Below are 18499 nucleotides of genomic sequence, written 5' to 3'. Positions count from 1 at the left end.
CTGGGCGCCGCCAGCTTGGGCTTGCCTGCCGCTCAGGCTCAGAGCATCGAGCCGGGCCGCATAAAGCTCACCATMAGCGTGCGCGGCTTCGATGCCTTCGAGCCGCGCAATCCCGGCAAGACACACTTCGGCCAGCTCAGCTTCCGGGGCGGGCTGGTGTTGCGCGGCGACCATCCGCGCTTCGGCGGGTTTTCCGGCCTCTGGCGCTCGCGCAACGGCGTCGATCTGGTTGCGATCACCGATAACGGCTTCTGGTTGACGGCGAAGACTGTCTCCGAGAAGGGGCGGATCGTTCGCTTCGAGCAGGCCGAACTCGCACCGATCCTCGGCGCCTCCGGGCGGCCGCTGCATCGTTCGCGCTATTTCGACACGGAGAGCCTGACGATCGCCGATGGCGTCGCCTATATCGGCGTCGAGCGGACGCATGACGTCCTGCGTTTCGAATGGGCGCGGTATGGAGTCGAAGCGCGTGCCCGCATCGTCCCGGTACCGCGCGAGGTGAAGCGCCTGCCGAGCAATCGCGGGCTGGAGGCGATTGGTGTCGTTCCCGCCGGGCAGCCGCTTGCGGGCGCGCTCGTCGCCATTGCCGAGCGCTCGGGCGGGGAAGACGAACCGACGCTCGGCGTGATCATCGGGGGGCGGCAGCCCGGCCTGTTTCAGGTGCGGCGCCATGGCGGCTTCGATATCACCGATCTGGCCTTCCTGCCCGGCGGAGACATGCTTCTGCTGGAGCGCTGGTACAAGCCTCTGCGTGGTGTCGGCATGCGGATTCGCCGCGTTCCCGGCGCAAGCCTCCGGCCGGGTGCGATGCTTGACGGCCCCTCCCTGATCGAGGCCGATCTCGGCCAGGAGATCGACAATATGGAAGGGCTTTGCGTCCATCAGGATCATGGCAGGACGATTCTGACCCTGATCTCGGACGACAACTTCTCTTTCCTGCAGCGCACCGTGCTGCTGGAATTCGAGTTGGGATAAGGGGACGAGCGTGACTTCAAGCTCGCTCTTGCGGCGAGCACAAGTCCTGAATGTGCCGGCGATCAAGCACCGAGAACGGATGATACGGGGCTGGCCACTGCGTCCTATGCAAACGAAAAAAGCGGCCTTGCGGCCGCTTCATTCATTCCGTGAAGGAGCCGCGCGCTCAGTTGGTCGCGAGCTTCTTCTCGATGTCACGCTTCAGCGTGAGTGCGCCGGTCGAGAGGTTGCCTGCCGGCTCCTTGACCAGGAAGGCGTCAAGTCCGCCACGGTGATCGACCGTACGCAGGGCGTTCGCCGAGACACGCAGGCGCACGGAGCGACCGAGCGCGTCCGAACGGAGCGTAACATTGACGAGATTCGGCCGGAAGACGGTCTTCGTCTTGCGGTTCGAGTGGCTGACGAGGTGCCCGGTGAGGGTGGCTTTCCCGGTCAGTTCGCAACGGCGAGCCATGATATCGTTCCCTTGGAACCGGTTGTCTCAAACAAAAATGCCGACACGCGACGTGCCGGCCCACGAGCACCGGAAGTCAAATTGAAGTCGCGGGTCTATAGCCAAGGCCGGCTGCTGCGTCAAGGACCGCGACTGATTCCATAGCACGATCGGGGCGGCCGCAGCGTGGCGGCATTGCCACTCGCCAAATTCGGTAAAAGGGGTCACGATTCGGACCGATTCGCAGTGCATGCCGGTGCGAAGCATGCCGTCCGGAGGAGTTGGATGAAGCCCGCCATCGCGTCGTCCCTGGCCGGACTTGGTCTCGCTGCGCTGGCCCTGGCCTCCGGCTTTGGAGCGTCGTCGGCCGCGGCGACCTCGTTGGAGGCCAAATATGATGTCTCCCTGCTCGGCCTGACGCTCGGCACCGCCCATCTCAGCGGCGGCATCGACGGCAGCAGCTACAAGCTCGATATCGTCGCCAAGATGACGGGCCTGGTCGGCAGCTTCACGGGCGGACGCGGCTCAGGTGCCGCAACCGGCAATCTTCATGGCGGGCGCCTGTCGCCTGCGACCTTCGCGGTTTCGTCGGCGAACTCAAGCGAGAGCCGCACTGTGCGCATGGCGCTCGACGGCGGCACGGTGCAGGCCGTGGATATTGCGCCGCCGATCGACGACAAGCCCGATCGCGTGCCGCTCAACGAGAGCCACAAGCGCAATGTGGTCGATCCGATCAGCGCCTTCCTGATGCCCGTGGAGGGCAAGGGCGGGAATGGTGCCGCCTGCAACCGGACGCTGCCAATCTTCGACGGCGCTGCGCGCTATGACATCAAGCTGAGCTATTCCGGTTCGCGGCAGGTGAAGCTCGAAGGCTATAGCGGCCCGGTCACGATCTGCCAGGCGCGGTATGTGCCGATCGCAGGGCATCGCGCCCTGCGGCCGAGCACCAAGTTCATGACCGAGAATCGCGAGATCAACACCTGGCTCGCCCCCGTCAACGGCACCAATGTGATGGTGCCGATCCGCATCTCGGTGAAGACCATGATCGGGACGGCGGTCATCGAGGCCTCGAGCTTCAGGGTCGATCCGACCACCACCACGGCCGCGCGGCAGAACTAAGCCGCAGCGCGTTCACTCGCTTTCGTCGTTGCAGTAATCTCACCCAGCCAGTCACGGAGCGCCGTCCCGATTGCACCGGGGTGATCCTCCTGCAGGTAATGCGCGCCGGGGCCGAGATTGATCAGGCGGCAATCATGCAGTCCCGCCGCGAACCTATCCGCCTCGGCCGGAGAGATCAGCGCCCCGGGATCGCCGCAGAACAACAGCTTCGGATAGGTGGACGCACGTAATGCTGCGTGGTCGCGCTCGCTGATGGCATGGACATCGGCCGGGGCGCCCGCAATGGGGAGCTCGTTGGGCAGTCGGAGGATCGGCCTGCGCGATTCGGGCGTTGGAAACGGCGCTCGATAGGCATCCAGCTCTTCATCGCTCAAGGCCCGCAGGACGGCAGCGGGCAGGACCCTCTCGATAAAGACATTGTCCTCGAGAATCAGCTTCTCGCCCTGTCCCGGCGTCCGGAACGCCCTGAACAGCTCACGCGCCTGCGGCCGCTGATGGAATGCATCCCAGCTTGCAAAGGGCTGGATGAATTCCATGAAGGCCAGGCCGATCATGTCGCTGGGGTTACAGGAGGCATGGTGGAAGGCGAGTGCCGTGCCCCAGTCCTGGGCGACGATGACCATCCGTCCGAGGCCCAGTTCAGCGATGAAGGCGTCGAGATAGCGGACCTGGTCGGTGAAGCGATAGGCGATGTCCGGCTTGCCGGACTGACCGTAGCCGATCAGGTCGGGGGCAATGCAGTGCGCCAGCGGCGCGACGTGCGGAATGATATGGCGCCAGATATAGGAGGAGGTCGGGTTGCCGTGCAGGAAGAGTACGGTCGGCCCCGCAGAGCCGGCCTCGACATAGGACATGGTCGAGCCGAGGACGGGAATCTCCCGGCGCAGCCATTCGGATGCGAATCCAGGTGACTGGGTCATGGCGATGCCCTTCTTCCAAACAGCGTTGCGAAAAGGATGGCCTTGAAGCGTTCGAGCGGAACCGGGCTGCGATCGACCTTCATGCGCAGGATCGCGCCCTGCCAGGCGGTGAGCAGGAAATCAGCGAGGTCGTCGGCGCTGAAATCCGTCGCGATCTCGCCAGTGGCCTGGCCTTCGGCGATGCATGCCGCAAAGGGCTCTCGCCAAAGGACGAAGATCTCCGAGAGTCGCTGCCGCAACCGTTCGCTATTGGGAGAGGTCTCGACGCTGAAATTGCCGATCATGCATCCGCGCGACCAATCGGCGGTTTCGAGCTTGGTCGTGATCGCGTCCAGATAGCGCCGCAACCGCGCGGCTGCGGGCAGGGAGCGGTCGGCCAGGGCTTCATCGACGAGGCCGCCGACATAGGCGAAATAGCGATCGAGCACTTCCTCGGCGAATTCCTCCTTCGATCCGAAATGATTGGTGAATGAGCCAGGGCTCGCTCCGGCTGCAGCGACGATCTCGCGTATGCCGGTGGCGGAATAGCCGCTCTTCCAGAGGAGATCGCGGCCAGCGGCGAGGAGATTTTCACGAAGGGATGGCTTGCTCATGAAGGTAGAATACGTACGTACGTATTATTGACAACACTCCGGGAAACGCCCGATCGCCAAGGTGTCGGACGGGAGGCGGGTCTCGTCCGAACGGCCCGCTGAGGCGATGGCTCAGGCTGGTTCCACGCCGTTGCGCACGCAGAAATCACACGGCGGCCCCTCGTTTCGCCGTGAGCACGACATAAATAGCGCGGAGGACTGTCGGCGCCCGGCCGTTTACGCTGGTCGCGAAAATGAGTGGATCAAGCTCGTGTCACGATTCCAGATATAGTGGTACTTGCGGCCGTCTCCGCGATATCTGGCCGTGAACGAATCCCGATTCTGCCGGAGTCAGCGATTCGGGCTTGCTTCGTTCAGGACTCGTTCCGCAGCTTAATTTCGGCGCTCCAGCTTGTGCCAAGGTAGGACGCTTTCCCCAGCGTCTGCTGCCGGCAAGGGCCCAAAGGAAACGATCGGTCGCGTCTTGATTTCAGCACGCTCTCTTCCGCCCTCGGTTCGTGCGCAGGGTGTCACAGCAGTTCTCGGGCCCACCAATACCGGCAAGACGCATCTGGCGATCGAGCGGATGGTGGCGCACCCGACCGGAATGATCGGCCTGCCGCTGCGCCTGCTGGCGCGCGAGGTCTATGGCCGCGTGGTCGAGAAGGTCGGCCCCGAGGCGGTGGCGCTGGTCACCGGCGAGGAAAAGATCAAGCCGCAGCGGCCCCGCTTCTGGGTCTGCACCGTCGAGGCCATGCCGCGCGATCTCGCCGTCGATTTCGTCGCGATTGACGAGATTCAGCTCGCCGCCGACCTCGACCGCGGTCACGTCTTCACCGACCGCCTGCTGAACCGGCGCGGTCGGGCCGAGACGATGCTGATCGGCGCGGGCACCATGAAGCCGCTGATCGAGCAGCTCATTCCCGGGGTGAACGTCGTCACGCGTCCACGCCTGTCGCAGCTCACATTTGCCGGCGACAAGAAGATCACCCGCCTGCCACGACGCAGCGCGATCGTCGCCTTCTCCGTCGAGGAGGTTTATGCGATCGCTGAACTGATCCGTCGGCAGAAGGGGGGAGCCGCCGTCGTGCTCGGCGCGCTCTCGCCGCGCACGCGCAACGCCCAGGTCGAGATCTACCAGTCGGGCGATGTCGACTATCTCGTCGCGACGGACGCCATCGGCATGGGGCTCAATCTCGATGTCGATCACATCGCCTTCGCGTCGGACCGGAAATTCGACGGCCATCATTTCCGCAAGCTGAACCCCGCGGAGTTCGGCCAGGTCGCCGGGCGCGCCGGCCGCCATCTGCGCGACGGCACCTTTGGCACGAGCGGGCGTTGCCCGCCCTTCGACGCCGAATTGGTCGAGGCGATCGAGAATCATCGTTTTGAATCGGTGCGGCAGCTGCAATGGCGCAATTCCGATCTCGATCTGCGCTCCGTCGACGGGCTGATCGCCAGCCTGAACGTCCAGCCAACCGAGCAGGGGCTGACCCGTGCGCTGATCGCAGAGGACATGACGACGCTGGAGGTTCTGGCCCGCGATGCCGATGTCAGGCCGCTGGCGCAGGGCCGTGCAGCAGTCGAGCGGCTCTGGGAGGTGTGTGGCCTGCCTGATTATCGCAAGATCGCGCCGATGCAGCACGCTGATCTCGCCACCACGCTGTATCTGCGCCTGATGCGCCACGGACGGCTCGATCCGGACTGGTATCGCGCCCAACTCGATGCGCTTGACCGGACCGATGGCGAGATCGACACGCTGTCTGCCCGCATTGCGCAGGTCCGAACTTGGACMTATGTCGCAAACCGTCCTGACTGGTTACCTGATCCAGAGCATTGGCAGGGGGTGGCGCGTCTTGTAGAGGACAAGCTGTCGGACGCTTTGCACGAGCGGCTAGCCAGCCGTTTCGTCGATCGGCGCACGAGCGTGCTGATGCGTCGTTTGCGGGAGAATGCAATGTTGGAGGCTGAGGTCACCACGACGGGCGATGTGCTCGTCGAGGGACAGCATGTCGGGATGCTTCAGGGATTTCGCTTCACGGCGGATCCCAAGGCTGGCGGGCCCGAGGCGAAAGCCTTGAACATGGCCGCGATGAAGGCGCTTGCCAGCGAGATCGAAGCGCGCGCCGCGCGTGTCGTGCTCGCGGCTGATGATGCCTTCGTGCTTTCGCATGACGGGCTGGTGCGCTGGATCGGTGAGCCGGTCGCGCGGCTTGTCGCCGGCGACAAGGTTCTGGAGCCGCGCCTGCGCCTGCTGGTCGAGGAGCACCTGACCGKACCGGCGCGCGAGCAGGTCGACGCGCGCCTCACTCTCTGGCTCAAGAATCACATCGCCCGTCTGCTTGGTGCGTTGCAGCTGCTCGAGAATGCCGAGAATGTCACCGGTATCGCGCGCGGCATCGCCTATCAGGCCGGGGAGTCGCTGGGCGTGCTGGAGCGCGCCAAGGTCGGCGAGGAGATGAAGACGCTGGATCAGGAGGGCCGCGCAGCACTCCGTCAGCTCGGCATCCGCTTCGGAGCCTTTCATCTTTACGTCCCGGCCCTGCTGAAGCCGGCACCACGTGCGCTGGCTGCCCAGCTCTGGGCGCTGAAGCATGGCGGGCCCGATACGTCGGGCCTCGACGATATTGCCCATCTAGCAGCCTCGGGTCGGACATCCTTTGCCGTCGACAAGGCGGTGCCGAAGGGTCTTTACCGTGCTGCCGGCTATCGCGTCTGCGGCGAGCGCGCCGTGCGTGTCGATATCCTCGAGCGGCTTGCTGACCTGATCCGGCCGGCTATCGCCTATCGCCCGGGCCTGACCCAGGGCCAGCCGCCCACCGGCGCGGCCGATCAGGACGGTTTTGTCGTCACCGGTGCCATGACCTCGCTGGTCGGTTGTGCGGGCGAGGATTTCGCCTCGATCCTGCGCTCCCTCGGCTATGTCTCGGCCAAGCGTCCGGGACCGGCGATTACCGTGCCGCGGGCGCAGCCACCGGTCGCGGCTACCGCTCCGGTTGCCGACGCGCCGACCGCGGAAACTACGGACGTCCCGGCTGGGCACGAGGCCGATCCGGCGGTGGTGGCCGATGAGGCCGGCGCCGGTATTGTCGACGAGCCTCTGGCCGCTACTGACATCGAGACCGCCGAGGCTGCCTCTTCGGAGGCTGCCGCGCCTGAAACGGCCGACGCCCCGACCGCGGCGGAGACTGAGCTCGAGCAAGCCGCACATCCGGTGCCAGCCGATGCCATGTCTGCTCTGCCGGCGCCTGCCGACGAGACAGCTGTCTCCGAGACGCTTGCCGCGGGAGCTCTTGCCCCTGAGGCAGCAGTTGATGTCGTTGCTGCGACCGAGGTGCAGGAAATCGAGGTCTGGCGGCCGCATCGTCACCAGGGTGGGCGCAGGCCGGAGCATGCCGGGCGCGGTCGCCGCGACGGCGCTCAGGGCGAGCGTCAGCCTGGCGCAGGGCGTGGTGAACGTCCGAACCGTGACGGCCGGCCCGACGAGCGTCGCCGCCAGGGCGATCGTGGCCGTCCGGCTGCCGCCAATGCGTCTCAAGGTGATGCTCCCCGACAGGATGCGCAGCCGCGCGAGGGTGATCAGAAGCGCAGCGGCCGGCCGCAGCGCAATGGCCGCCCCGAGCAGGGGCGTGGCCCGCGGCCGGACTTCAAGCGCGATGGACGCCCAGGTGGCCCACGCCGCGAGGAGCGCGGCAACGAGCGTTTCCAGCAGGCGTCAAAGCCGCGTCCGGCCGAGCGCGAGCCTGATCCGGATTCGCCCTTTGCGAAGCTTGCGGCTCTCAAGGCCCAGCTCGAGGGCGGCGGGCGCAAGACCTGACATGGGGCTCAACTGACCTGGGGCTGAGCGGAAAGGCTGTCCTTGCGGGAAGATCGCCAGCGTCTCGACAAGTGGCTCTGGTTCGCGCGTTTCGCCAAGACGCGCTCGGTCGCTGTGCGTCTGGTGGATGACGGCCATGTCCGCGTGAATGGTCGGCGTGCAGGGAATGCAGCGCTTGGGCTCAAGCTCGGCGACGTGCTGACACTGGCGCTGGTGCATGAGACCATAGTGGTGCGCCTGCTCGCCCTGGGCAGCAGGCGCGGTCCCTATGAGGAGGCGCAACTGCTCTATGAGCGCTTGGGGGAGAGCACGCGCGGCGATGCGCCGCTTGCGGAGGACGATCCGAGCGGATAKAGCGCGGGAGCGGTTCGATAGGCCTGCCTGGGCAGGCTTGGGTGCTTCAGGAGGAGTTTCCTTCCGGAGCTGGCCGGAAGAGATTTTTCTTTCTGCCGCAGCCCGGATATCGACCTTGAAATACCCGCCTTCCGGGTCTTTATGATCCGGCAGGATGGACCGGGAAGGACTGGCGACATGACCTATGTGGTCACCGAAAACTGCATCAAGTGCAAGTACATGGACTGCGTCGAGGTCTGTCCCGTCGACTGTTTCTACGAAGGCGAGAACATGCTCGTCATCCATCCCGACGAGTGCATCGATTGCGGTGTCTGCGAGCCCGAATGCCCGGCCGAGGCGATCAAGCCCGATACCGAACCCGGCCTTGAGAGCTGGTTGCAGCTCAACTCGAAATATGCGTCGAGCTGGCCGAACCTGACCCAGAAGAAGGACCCGCCGGCCGACGCCAAGGACTTTGATGGCGTGGCTGGAAAGCTCGAAGAACATTTCTCGCCGAACCCCGGCGAAGGCGACTGAATTTCACCCAAGGGGAAGAGGCTGAGCGATGAGCACACCGGCGCTGCGACATGCAGTTCCGGTGTTAATCGGCGTTTACCTTTGATTCGGCGTGTTTTTTGTGATACACCTCTTCGTGCAGTCGAATTGGTTCCGCCTGCCCCTGCGAGGATTCATAAACGGGGCACCCCCATAGATACGGGATGACCAGGGCTTCCGGCAGAAGGCCGGAGCGTGGTGATTTTCGTGTTCGGTGGTCAAGTAGCAATCGGCTGAGGGAGCGTGAGGCTGCGGGTCCGTGACCGCTCGGTCGGGATTGCAACGCATCAGGCAGAGTGTCTCCGGTCATTCCGGCCGGGGACGTGTCATCGTGGGCCGTGTCAAGCGGTCCCGTCAGGAGTCGTAACGGCATGTCCACTGCGAAGAAAGCTGTTGTGCGCCAGGGTTTCAAGACGGGCGAGTTCGTCGTCTACCCGTCCCATGGCGTCGGCCAGATCACGGCGATCGAAGAGCAGGAGGTTGCCGGCTTCAAGCTTGAACTCTTCGTCGTCAGCTTTGCCAAGGACAAGATGACGCTGCGTGTTCCCACCGCCAAGGCTGTGAGCGTCGGCCTGCGCAAGCTTGCCGATACCGATATCGTCAGCAAGGCGCTGACGACGTTGACCGGCCGGGCCCGGATCAAGCGCACCATGTGGTCGCGCCGCGCCCAGGAATATGAAGCGAAGATCAATTCGGGCGATCTTGTCGCCATCGCGGAGGTCGTCCGCGATCTCTACCGCTCCGAGGCGCAGCCCGAGCAGTCCTATTCCGAGCGTCAGCTCTACGAGGCTGCGGTTGACCGCATGACCCGTGAGATCGCGGTCGTCGACGACGTGACCGAGACCGAAGCGCTGAAGAAGATCGAGGGCCAGCTCGCCAAGTCGCCGCGTCGTGCGGCCAAGGGCACCGAGGTCGACCCGGCTGATGCCGATCTCGAAAGCGACAATGACGATCTGCAGGAAGAAGCCGCCTGAGGCGATTCCTCCGGCATGATGCCAATCAACCMGGCGGGCAACCGCCGGGTTTTTTCTTGGCCAGACGGCTCCGGTTTTTGCGCGGGAGAAGGGCGACTAAGCGCTCCCAGGCTGGCTTGGCGGCCCTGAGCGTCTTCTCGTGATCCGGCAGCTGCTGGACGGGCCGCCCATCGCGCGCGGTCCGGTGGATCAGCAGGCGGACCTTGATCTGCGTGACCCCACGGGACCTGGGCCAGATCGGGCGAGCGCCCATGGAGAACCTTGCGGCCAGTCAGTTCGGAAGCGGCGCCGGCAAGGTTGTTGCCGGTGCAGGGGGCGCCTGCAGAAGCCGATCACGCCGGTTCCGTCGGTGGCGCCTGATGCTGTAGCAAGGAAAGCCAGGGCTGCCCGCGCGGGCAGCCCCTATTCGGCGACGATCTTGTAGCGCTGGCCGGGCGTCAGCTTGCTGTTACGATCGAGCCCGTTCAGCAGCAGGAAGAGGTCGAACGCGCGCTCATGTGTCGCCATGCGGGCGGCCAGCGTTGCAGGCGTGTCGCCTTCGGAGGCGCTGACGATCCGCAATTGCAGAGGCTTCGTGGCCTGTGCTTCCGCTGCAGTCAGGACCCGGAAGCTGCTGAGCACGGCGCGCATCGGGCGCTCCGGATCGCTGCTGCCGCGGGCCGCCAGGATGAAGCGATAGACGCGATTGCCTGCCTGGATGGCGGCGAGCCTGAAGGTCCAGTCGGTCCCCTTGCCGCTGGCCAGGACGGCGGACTGGCCCTMAAGGTCGAGCTTTTMGACGGGGCCGGTCTCGACCCCGTCGATCCAGCCGGAGGCGACATAGGATTCGAGGGTCTGGCCGGGCTTGAGCGTGACCGAATCAAAACGCAGCGCCTGGGCACCGTTGCCGCTGACACCGATGACCATGTCGCGCGCCGCCTCGAGGTCGAACCCGTCGGGGGCATCGAAGGTGATGCGCAAGGTGCTGTTGAGATAGCGCCGGCCTCGTACCACGCCATCGCTCGGGTCGTCGCCATAGGCGATGCCGTCGATCGCAGCGAGCCAGCGGGCCGCATCGCGCTCGCCAAGCCCGGGTGCACCGATCTGGCGGGCGGACGCCGTGACGGCGGCGACGCGCTCCGGGGTCGAGGGATGGCTGGAGAGAATATCGAGCCGCTTCTCGCTGCCGCTCTGGCCCTGGCCGCTGTTGCGGAAGCTGGTATTGCGGCCGAGCGCGCCCAGGAAGCGGCCCGCTCCATAGGGGTCGTAGCCGGCGCGCGCGATGTTGCGGACGCTGATCTGGTCGGCAATCAGCTCCTGCTGTCGCGAGAAGCGGGCGAGCGAGATCTTGGAGCCGGCCTGAACGGAGGCGCCAGCAGCCGGATCGTTGAGCACCTGTGTGACGACTTGCGTGACAAGCGCAGACTCAGCTTCGGCCTCAGCCCGCTCGACGGCGTGATGGGCGGTTACGTGAGCGATCTCGTGGGCGAGCACCGAAGCGATCTCGCTGGTGTCGTTGGCGAGCGCCAGCAGCCCGCGCGTGACGTAGAGCCGGCCATTCGGCAGGGCAAACGCGTTCACCGCCGGCGAGTTCAGGATGGTGATCTCGTAGCTGCCGATCTGCCCTTCGCCAGCCTTGACCAGCCGCGCCACGACTTCGTTGAGCTGGGCCCGAGCGTTTGGCGCGCGGTACTCGCCGCCGAAAGCGGCCAGCAGCCGCAAATGCTCGCGGTCCGACGCGCGCTGGAACGTGCTCAGCCGCGGGGCAAGCTCGCCATCGGCCGGTTGGGGGGGCAGGACGCTCTGGTCGCCGAAGCAGCCGGAAAGCAGCAGGGCGGGAAGGAGCAGGGCGCCTAGTCGCGCCATGGGGCGTGACACAGTCTGTCGGCGAAAGGCCAGCATGGTTCTAATCGATCAGTTCCAGGGCTGCGCGGGAGGGGAGTTCAAGCGACAATCCATCCGGCCCGCTCAGTACGCCGCGCGCCCACACGCGTTTACCCGTCAGTGTCCTGGCGGTCCAGCCGACCTCCCGCATCTCCCGCCAGAGCCTCCTCGACACGACGACCGACGCACCGGCTCCCCGCCGGCGCGAAAAATTCAGATAGGAACGCTGCGGTCGCTCGCCGATCGATGCGATCCGCCCCTCCAGCACGATGACGCGACCGGCGTGCACCTTCAACGCGGCAATATCGTGACCATCGACGAGATTGGCTGGTTTTGGGCCAGTTTGTCGCGCGGATGGGGTGGCATTCGGGGCAGATGCCCGCAAGAGCGCGTCGCAGGGGCTGCTGACGGAATCGGGTAGATGCCAGGCTGCGCCGCTTCGGATGAGGGCGACCGACAGGTCCAGCGGTGCGGTGGCCTGGGTATCCGGATCGGCCAGCAGGCGCGCCGCGATGCGGCCCCAGCGATCGGGCTCGGCCAGGATGACGATCCGGAGATCGCGGCCTTGCCACGCTGCCAGGGCCGCGACGAAACGCGCGATCTCCGCGTCGTCCTGCCGAGGGGCCAGTCCGACGAGGCGTATCCGCCGGCCATCGTCGAGCAGCAGATCGCCGCTGGTGTCGGTGCCAGCCAAACGAACCGTCGGCGTCTCGGCGGCCGCGGCCGGACAGGAATCGTTCGCCAGCGCCTTGCCCGACGCGGCAATGAGACTCAGCATGACTGCAACAAGAGGCTTCACCCGCATGCGCTTTATGCTAAACGCATTCACGTGCGTCCCGGTAGCTCAGCAGGATAGAGCAACGGTTTCCTAAACCGTAGGTCAGGGGTTCGAATCCCTTCCGGGACGCCAGTTCTCCCACAGCAATCTGAGACTGGACGGGGTGACCCGTCTGGCTGGGCTTCTGACCATAGGTTAGCCTTGGCTCAGGCGCCGTTGCTGGCTTGTGCAGCCCTCGCGACTGTTGCCCGATAGCGGCCGGCCGCCGCGCAACTCCCACCCCACAGGTTCACGATGCCCAAACGTACGATCTCTTCCGACCGTGTCTTCAAGGGAAGGCTCCCTTTCGCCCAGGCGACGGTCGCCGGGGACTTCATGTTCGTCTGCTGCGTCGGGATGGACAGGGAGGGCAAGTATGCCGTCGGCGACGCACGGCGTCAGACGCAGCAATGCATCGACAACATCCGCGCTCTCCTGGGGGAGGCGGGCGGCAGCCTGAAGGATGTCGTCAAGTGCACAGTCTATGTCACCGACCGTGCCTATTGGGAGCCGATGAACGAGGTCTATTTCGCCAATTTCGCCGAGGATTCGCCGCATCGCGTGTCCTGCATCGTCAATGGCCTCGGCTCGCCCGACTGTCTCGTCGAGATCGACGCGACCGCCTATCTCGGTGAAATGAAGTAGACCTCGCGATCGCGCAGCGGGCGGTCGCGCGCTGCGCACATCCTGAGGCCGGATACTGGACCGGTCTGACCGCTCGGCCTGATCGCAGCTCGCGCCGTTGCCTGCATAGGATCAGCTCTTGCCCAGTCGAGGCCTGGACGTGCGGGGTCGCGAGAGTGCCTTGCACGTGATTGGCCCGCGCGCATGGATTGTGCGTCGGGCGTTGCTTACCCCTTTGCAGTCCGTGACGAGTCTTGCGCCGGCTCGCCCATAAGATGCGGAGCGCAACGCAGAATGCGGACCAGTCTGCCGTGGAGTTGCGCTCCGAGGCGGGGCTTGGCATGCGCGACGCTCTATGCCGTCACGATTCAAACAACCAGGAAGATACAGAGCCATGTCGATCGAACGTATAGGCCTGACGGAACGGTGGTGCGACGCCGCCATTTTCAACGGCATTGTCTTCCTCGCCGGCCATGTCGCGGAGAAGACCGAAGGGGAGACGCTGACGCGGCAGACCGAGGAGGTGTTGGCCTTGCTCGAGGAAACGCTCGAAGCCGCCGGTAGTGCGAAGGACCGGATTCTGAGCGTTCAGATCTTCCTGACCGATATTGCTGGGATCGCCGAGATGAACGCCGTCTGGGACAAATGGGTCGCCCGCGGCAGCGCGCCGGCGCGCGCAACGGTGGAAGCGAAGCTCGCTTCGCCGGGATATGCGATCGAGATCACCGCTGTGGCCGCGAAGAAGGCCCCCTGAATTCCGGGGGCCGCGCGGCACATCGGCAATCTGACCTATCGTCAGCCTGTCATTAAGCATGGCGGTTGAATYTCGACGAGGCGGACGTGATTTCCACCGCGGTTTAGGGATTTGACCGCCATAGCAGGACGCGCCGAGGCCGTTCCTGTTCGCCTCGCACGGGAAGCCATGACGATCTTTGTTCGATCGCCTGGCGGCCCTGAAAGGTGGACAAGGGCTTTGACATGTCTGTTCGCGCGATGATCCGAGCGATGCGACCGCATCATTGGCTCAAGAACGGGCTCGTCTTCGTCCCCATCCTGCTGAACCATGACGTGTTCGATCTCGCTGCGCTCGGCCACGGGGCGATTGCGTTCGTCGCGTTCAGCCTGCTCGCCTCGGCGATCTATCTCCTCAACGATATTGTCGATGTCGAGGCCGATCGGCGGCACCCGACCAAGTGCAAGCGCCCTCTGGCTGCCGGCGAGATCACCGCGAAGCAGGCTTATGCTGCGGTGCCACTGCTGATGATCGCGGCCTTCGCTTCGTCAGTGTTCGTGCCTGAGCCGGGTACGTTCCTGCTGGCGCTGACCGCCTATCTCGTCCTGGCGCTGCTCTATCTGTTCGTTCTCAAGCGCAAGCTGCTGGTCGACGTGCTCGGGCTTGCAGCTCTGCATACCCTGCGCATCCTGGCCGGCAACGCCGCGGCGGCGATTCCGGTCTCGTCCTGGCTGCTCGCCTTCTCGATGTTCCTGTTCTTCAGCCTTGCGCTGGTCAAGCGCTATGCGGAGCTGCGAATCACGCAGGACCAGTCCGGGCTGAAGAAGGCCGGCCGCGGCTATCAGGCCGAGGATATCGAGGCCCTGTCGCAGCTCGGCATGGCCTCRGGCTGCACCTGCGCGCTGATCATGGCGCTCTATGTCGATAGTGCGGCCGTGAAGCAGCTTTATCGTCACCCCGAGATCATCTGGCTGGTTTGCCCCGTCATCCTCTATCAGATGGCGCGGATCTGGTTTCTCGCCCGTCGTGGTCAGATGCCGGATGATCCGCTGGTCTTCRTGATCCGCGACTGGCGCAGCCAGGTGACGGGTGGGTTGGTGCTGCTGATCATGGTCGCCGCGACGGTCCTGCCGTGAACGGACGAGCGCCCGAATATCGGTCCTGGGGCGGCCTCATCGCCCGGAATACGCAGATCATCATGCCGGACGCCTGGAGTGCCGAGCCTGCGCGCTACCCTTCGACCGTGCTCGCCTATGGCAATGGCCGTTCCTACGGCGATTCCTGCCTCAATGATGGCGGCGGGCTGATCGCGGCGCGTCGCCTCGATCAGATCCTGGCCTTCGATCGCGAAAGCGGACTGATCACCTGCGAAGCCGGAGTGTTGCTGGACACCATCCTGGAGCATGTGGTTGCGCTGGGCTGGTTTCTGCCGGTCACGCCGGGCACCGCCTTCGTCACCGTTGGCGGGGCGCTCGCCAACGACGTGCACGGCAAGAACCACCATCGCGCCGGCACGTTCGGGCGGCATGTGCGTGCCTTCGAGCTGGCGCGTTCGGACGGGGCCCGGCTCACCTGCGCGCCTGACATGAACAGAGAGCTCTTCGCCGCCACGATCGGCGGCTATGGGCTGACCGGGTTGATCACCCAGGTGACATTGCAGCTGATGCCGATCCCATCCGCCGAGATGCGTCAGGAGGCGATCCATTTCCCGAGCCTCGGGCGCTTCTTCGAGGTCGCGGCGGAATCCGATGCAACCCATGACTACACCGTGGCCTGGATCGACTCGCTTGCTGGCGGGACTAGCTTCGGACGCGGCGTTTTTTTCCGTGCCAATCATGCTCCGGCGTCGGAATTGCCGCAGTCGCGCGCAGCGCGCCCGCTGCCATTCCCGATCAATCCTCCCTTTCCGCTGATCAACCGCCTGACGCTGCGTGCCTTCAACATGCTCTACCGGGCCGCGCAGCCGCGTTCGCCGGAGCCGAGGCGCATTCCCTATCGGCCGTTCTTCTACCCGCTCGACCGGGTGAGTAACTGGAACCGCGCCTATGGCCCTCGGGGCTTGCGCCAGTTCCAATGCGCGGTGCCGATGGCGCAGGCGCATAGGGCGGTCGAGGAGATGCTGAGGCGCACGCTCGCGGCTGGCGAGGCATCCTTTCTGACGGTGCTGAAGCTGTTTGGGGACGTGCCGTCGCCAGGCATCATGTCGTTTCCGGTTGTGGGCGCGACGCTGACGCTCGATTTCCCGCATCGCGGCGAGCGGACGCTCAAGCTGCTGGACGAGCTTGATCGCGTGGCAATCGCGGCGGGCGGCCGGGTGAACCCTTACAAGGATGCCCGCATGTCGCCTGCGACCTTCGAGGCATCCTTCCCGCAGTGGCGGGATTTTGCCCGGCATGTCGATCCGGGCTTCTCATCCGGCTTCTGGCGCCGCGTGACTGCGGGCTAACGTCGTTCAGGCGGTTGCCCGGGTGACGGCTTCAAGCCGATAGCCTTCCGGATCGATGACGAAGGCGGCGTAATAGTCAGGTGCATAGCGCGGTCGCAACCCGGGGGCGCCGTTGTCCCGTCCGCCTGCCGCAAGCGCGGCCCGATGGAAATCGTCGGCAGCCTGACGCGTCCCCGCCGCGAAAGCGAGGTGGAACCCCGGCCCCGGCGGAGTGACCGGGCCAGCCTGCAGCTTCAGCGCCAGGAGATCGCCGCCATTCGGCGGCCCGTAGCCTGCTCCATCGGCAACCGTCCAGACCCGCACGAGGCCGAGCGGCGCCAGTGCAGCATCATAGAAGGCAATCGCCCGTGGGAGATCGGACACGCCGAAGGAGAGATGGCTCAACATGGCTCACCGGATTGATGCTGCGGAAGGGAGAGTTCTGCACGAGCGGCCACGGATTTCTGTCAGCAGGCGCTGCGACGCAAAAGGGCCGGCGCATGCCGACCCTGGGGAAGCTGCCTGGGCAGGGAGCTCAGTTCTTCGCGGTCGCAACCTTGCGCAGATAATCGGTGACGATCCGCGTGATGCCGCGCGAGAGCAGGTCGTCGAGTGCCTCGATGAACTGGTCGCATTGCTCGCGCGTCACGATCAGCGGCGGTTCGAGGCGGATGACGTTGCGGTTGTATTCGGTGAAGGCGACGAGCACGTCGTAATCCTTCAGGAGCAGCGCGCCGACAAAGCCGCAGAGCGAACCCTTCAGCTTGTCGTCGAGCAGCGCGACCATGTGCTTGACGCCGAAAGGCATGGCCTCGCTGATGTCCTGGAACTCGACGCCGATCATCAGGCCACGGCCGCGGATCTCCTTGAGCAGCGTCGGGTGCTTGGCGCGAAGGGTGTTCAGCCTCTCGATCAGGTAGTCGCCCTGGCGCTTGGCGTTGCCCATGAGGTCTTCCTCATAGAGCACGTTGAGGGCCTCGATCGCGCTGACGCAGGCCTCGCCCATGCCCCCAAAGGTGGCCTGGGCATGGATCAATGCGGTTTTCGGCTTGCCATAGGCCTTCATGTAGAGTTCGCGCCGGGCGATCATCGCACCCATCGCAGCCTTGGAGCCGCCGAGAGCCTTGGCGAGTGCGGTGACGTCGGGCACGACGCCGTCACGCTCGAAGGCGAAGAACTGGCCGGTGCGGCCGAGCCCGCACTGCACTTCGTCGGCAATCCAGAGGACGCCGTGCTTGTCGCAGAGCGCGCGCAAGTCGCGCCAGAAGCCTTCGGGGGCTTCGACGATGCCGCCGCCACCCTGGATCGTCTCCATCACGACGATGCCGATCGCCGGATCGGATTCGAGCGCTAGGCGCACGGCCTCGATATTGCCGAACGGCACCTTGACCCGGTTTTCGACGAGCTTGAACTGGGACTGGTAGAGCGTCGAATCCGTGACCGAGAGCACGCCCTTGGTCTTGCCGTGGAACGAATTCGCGGCATGCAGGATCTTCGACTTGCCCGGGCCCTGAACCTGCTCGGCGACCTTCAGCGCAGCTTCCATGGCTTCCGAGCCGGTCGAGCCGAGAAAGACCATGTCGAGATCGCCGGGCGAGATCGTGGCGAGATTCCGGGCCAGGGCGGCCGCATATTGCGACATGAACGCCATGCAGATCTCGTGGCGGTTCTMGTCCTGGAACTTCTGCCGGGCGGCGATGATGCGCGGGTGGTTATGGCCGAAGGCGACCGAGCAGAACCCGCCGAAGAAATCGAGGATCTTGCGTCCGTCCCGGGTGATGTAATGCATGCCCTCGGCACGATCGACGATGATCTTGTCGAAGCCGAGCAGCTTGAGGAAATGCAGCTGTCCGGGGTTGATGTGGTTGGCAAAGAGCTCCTTCACCTGTGCGGCGTCGAGCTGTTTGGCCTCCTCGACGCTGATCAGCTTCGGGCGGGCTGGGGAATCGTCGTTCCTGAAAGCTGGCATGCTCATGCGGCCTTGCTCCTCTGCTCGCCCTTGCTCTTGCGATATTCGGTATAGGCGGCGAGCAGCATGTCCTCGTCGCGGTATTTCGGGGTCCAGCCGAGCTCGCGCKTGGCCTTGCTGGTGTCGAGAATGCAGATCTCGTCGGCGATCATGTACTGTTCCGGGTCCATGATCGGCAGATTGATCGCGTCAAGCGTGTTCAAGGCGAACTTGACCAATGGTGCAGGCGTCGGCAGCAGGATCGATTTCGAGCCGGCATGCCTGATCAGGTCGCCCAGCAGCTTCTTCACCGGCGGCGGATCGTCCGAGCCGAGATTATAGGCGCTGTTGGGGAAGTCGGCCTTCCAGGCTGCGGTGCAGGCGCTGGCGC

Annotated in this window: 17 protein-coding genes, 1 tRNA gene and 1 pseudogene; 11 read left to right on the top strand and 8 right to left on the bottom strand. The window is 65.0% G+C overall.

Going from position 1 to position 18499, the window contains the following annotated elements; translation table 11 throughout:
• Positions 1-15 precede the first annotated feature (15 nt).
• On the top strand, positions 16-975 hold the full coding sequence (locus AC1DJT_RS11925) for an esterase-like activity of phytase family protein (RefSeq protein WP_441505679.1): 960 nt from the start codon (positions 16-18) through the stop codon (positions 973-975).
• 166 nt (positions 976-1141) lie between these two features.
• Here AC1DJT_RS11925 and rpmB read toward each other — a convergent pair whose 3' ends face one another.
• A complete protein-coding gene (rpmB, locus tag AC1DJT_RS11920; protein ID WP_113516050.1) occupies positions 1142-1429 on the bottom strand; it encodes a 50S ribosomal protein L28 in 288 nt (95 codons plus the stop codon).
• Positions 1430-1693: 264 nt separating this feature from the next.
• Between rpmB and AC1DJT_RS11915 the strand changes: the two genes are divergently transcribed.
• Complete coding sequence (locus AC1DJT_RS11915) at positions 1694-2527, top strand: DUF3108 domain-containing protein (protein WP_441505678.1); 834 nt, start codon at positions 1694-1696, stop codon at positions 2525-2527.
• Here the strand turns inward: AC1DJT_RS11915 and AC1DJT_RS11910 are convergent.
• Together AC1DJT_RS11910 and AC1DJT_RS11905 are read right to left on the bottom strand one after the other, a co-directional pair.
• Positions 2524-3447 carry a haloalkane dehalogenase gene (locus AC1DJT_RS11910; protein ID WP_441505677.1) on the bottom strand — a complete coding sequence of 308 codons (924 nt, stop codon included), beginning with the start codon at positions 3445-3447 and terminating at the stop codon, positions 2524-2526. The genes AC1DJT_RS11915 and AC1DJT_RS11910 overlap by 4 nt on opposite strands.
• A complete protein-coding gene (locus AC1DJT_RS11905; RefSeq protein ID WP_441505676.1) occupies positions 3444-4040 on the bottom strand; it encodes a TetR/AcrR family transcriptional regulator in 597 nt (198 codons plus the stop codon). The genes AC1DJT_RS11910 and AC1DJT_RS11905 overlap by 4 nt, the downstream gene beginning before the upstream one ends.
• Positions 4041-4506: 466 nt before the next feature.
• Here AC1DJT_RS11905 and AC1DJT_RS11900 point away from each other — a divergent pair, with 466 nt between their 5' ends.
• The 4 genes from AC1DJT_RS11900 (at position 4507) to AC1DJT_RS11885 (ending at position 9698) form a co-directional block, all read left to right on the top strand.
• Positions 4507-7836, top strand: coding sequence for a helicase-related protein (locus AC1DJT_RS11900; RefSeq protein WP_476834125.1), 3330 nt, complete (start codon positions 4507-4509; stop codon positions 7834-7836).
• Positions 7837-7878: 42 nt separating this feature from the next.
• Complete coding sequence (locus AC1DJT_RS11895) at positions 7879-8211, top strand: RNA-binding S4 domain-containing protein (RefSeq protein ID WP_476834122.1); 333 nt, start codon at positions 7879-7881, stop codon at positions 8209-8211.
• Between the two features lie 156 nt (positions 8212-8367).
• Positions 8368-8706, top strand: a complete 339-nt coding sequence (gene fdxA / locus AC1DJT_RS11890; protein WP_069878872.1) for a ferredoxin FdxA — start codon at positions 8368-8370, stop codon at positions 8704-8706.
• Between the two features lie 389 nt (positions 8707-9095).
• The gene (locus AC1DJT_RS11885; protein WP_069878873.1) at positions 9096-9698 is read left to right on the top strand and encodes a CarD family transcriptional regulator; all 603 of its coding nucleotides are present in this window, start codon (positions 9096-9098) and stop codon (positions 9696-9698) included.
• A 402-nt stretch (positions 9699-10100) separates the two neighbouring features.
• Here AC1DJT_RS11885 and AC1DJT_RS11880 read toward each other — a convergent pair whose 3' ends face one another.
• Positions 10101-11543 (bottom strand): M48 family metalloprotease, encoded by a 1443-nt coding sequence (locus AC1DJT_RS11880; RefSeq protein WP_476834121.1) that lies wholly within the window; start codon positions 11541-11543, stop codon positions 10101-10103.
• A gap of 40 nt (positions 11544-11583) precedes the next feature.
• The gene (locus AC1DJT_RS11875) at positions 11584-12255 is read right to left on the bottom strand and encodes a hypothetical protein (protein WP_476834120.1); all 672 of its coding nucleotides are present in this window, start codon (positions 12253-12255) and stop codon (positions 11584-11586) included.
• A 139-nt stretch (positions 12256-12394) separates the two neighbouring features.
• Between AC1DJT_RS11875 and AC1DJT_RS11870 the strand changes: the two genes are divergently transcribed.
• The 5 genes from AC1DJT_RS11870 to AC1DJT_RS11850 all read left to right on the top strand — a co-directional run bounded on the left by AC1DJT_RS11870 (position 12395) and on the right by AC1DJT_RS11850 (position 16181).
• Positions 12395-12471, top strand: a tRNA-Arg gene (locus AC1DJT_RS11870).
• Between the two features lie 162 nt (positions 12472-12633).
• The gene (locus AC1DJT_RS11865; RefSeq protein ID WP_441505658.1) at positions 12634-13023 is read left to right on the top strand and encodes a RidA family protein; all 390 of its coding nucleotides are present in this window, start codon (positions 12634-12636) and stop codon (positions 13021-13023) included.
• A 373-nt stretch (positions 13024-13396) separates the two neighbouring features.
• Entirely contained in the window at positions 13397-13756 is a 360-nt protein-coding gene (locus AC1DJT_RS11860; RefSeq protein ID WP_441505657.1) for a RidA family protein, read from the top strand.
• Between the two features lie 224 nt (positions 13757-13980).
• Positions 13981-14871, top strand: coding sequence for a UbiA family prenyltransferase (locus tag AC1DJT_RS11855; RefSeq protein WP_476834119.1), 891 nt, complete (start codon positions 13981-13983; stop codon positions 14869-14871).
• On the top strand, positions 14868-16181 hold the full coding sequence (locus tag AC1DJT_RS11850; RefSeq protein ID WP_441505655.1) for an FAD-binding oxidoreductase: 1314 nt from the start codon (positions 14868-14870) through the stop codon (positions 16179-16181). Before AC1DJT_RS11855 ends, AC1DJT_RS11850 begins: the two co-directional genes overlap by 4 nt.
• A gap of 6 nt (positions 16182-16187) precedes the next feature.
• Here AC1DJT_RS11850 and AC1DJT_RS11845 read toward each other — a convergent pair whose 3' ends face one another.
• The 3 genes and pseudogenes from AC1DJT_RS11845 to AC1DJT_RS11835 all read right to left on the bottom strand — a co-directional run.
• On the bottom strand, positions 16188-16568 hold the full coding sequence (locus AC1DJT_RS11845; protein ID WP_441505654.1) for a VOC family protein: 381 nt from the start codon (positions 16566-16568) through the stop codon (positions 16188-16190).
• Positions 16569-16695: 127 nt separating this feature from the next.
• Positions 16696-18135 carry an aspartate aminotransferase family protein gene (locus AC1DJT_RS11840; RefSeq protein WP_476834118.1) on the bottom strand — a complete coding sequence of 480 codons (1440 nt, stop codon included), beginning with the start codon at positions 18133-18135 and terminating at the stop codon, positions 16696-16698.
• Positions 18132-18499 (bottom strand): annotated as a pseudogene (locus tag AC1DJT_RS11835) (NAD-dependent epimerase/dehydratase family protein); the annotation flags it as partial. The pseudogene AC1DJT_RS11835 and the gene AC1DJT_RS11840, both read right to left, overlap by 4 nt.

This window comes from Allobosea sp. 05T422_2 (assembly GCF_056396265.1).
Note: the sequence above shows the minus strand (reverse complement) of the source record. Positions and strands in the feature narration are given on the sequence as shown.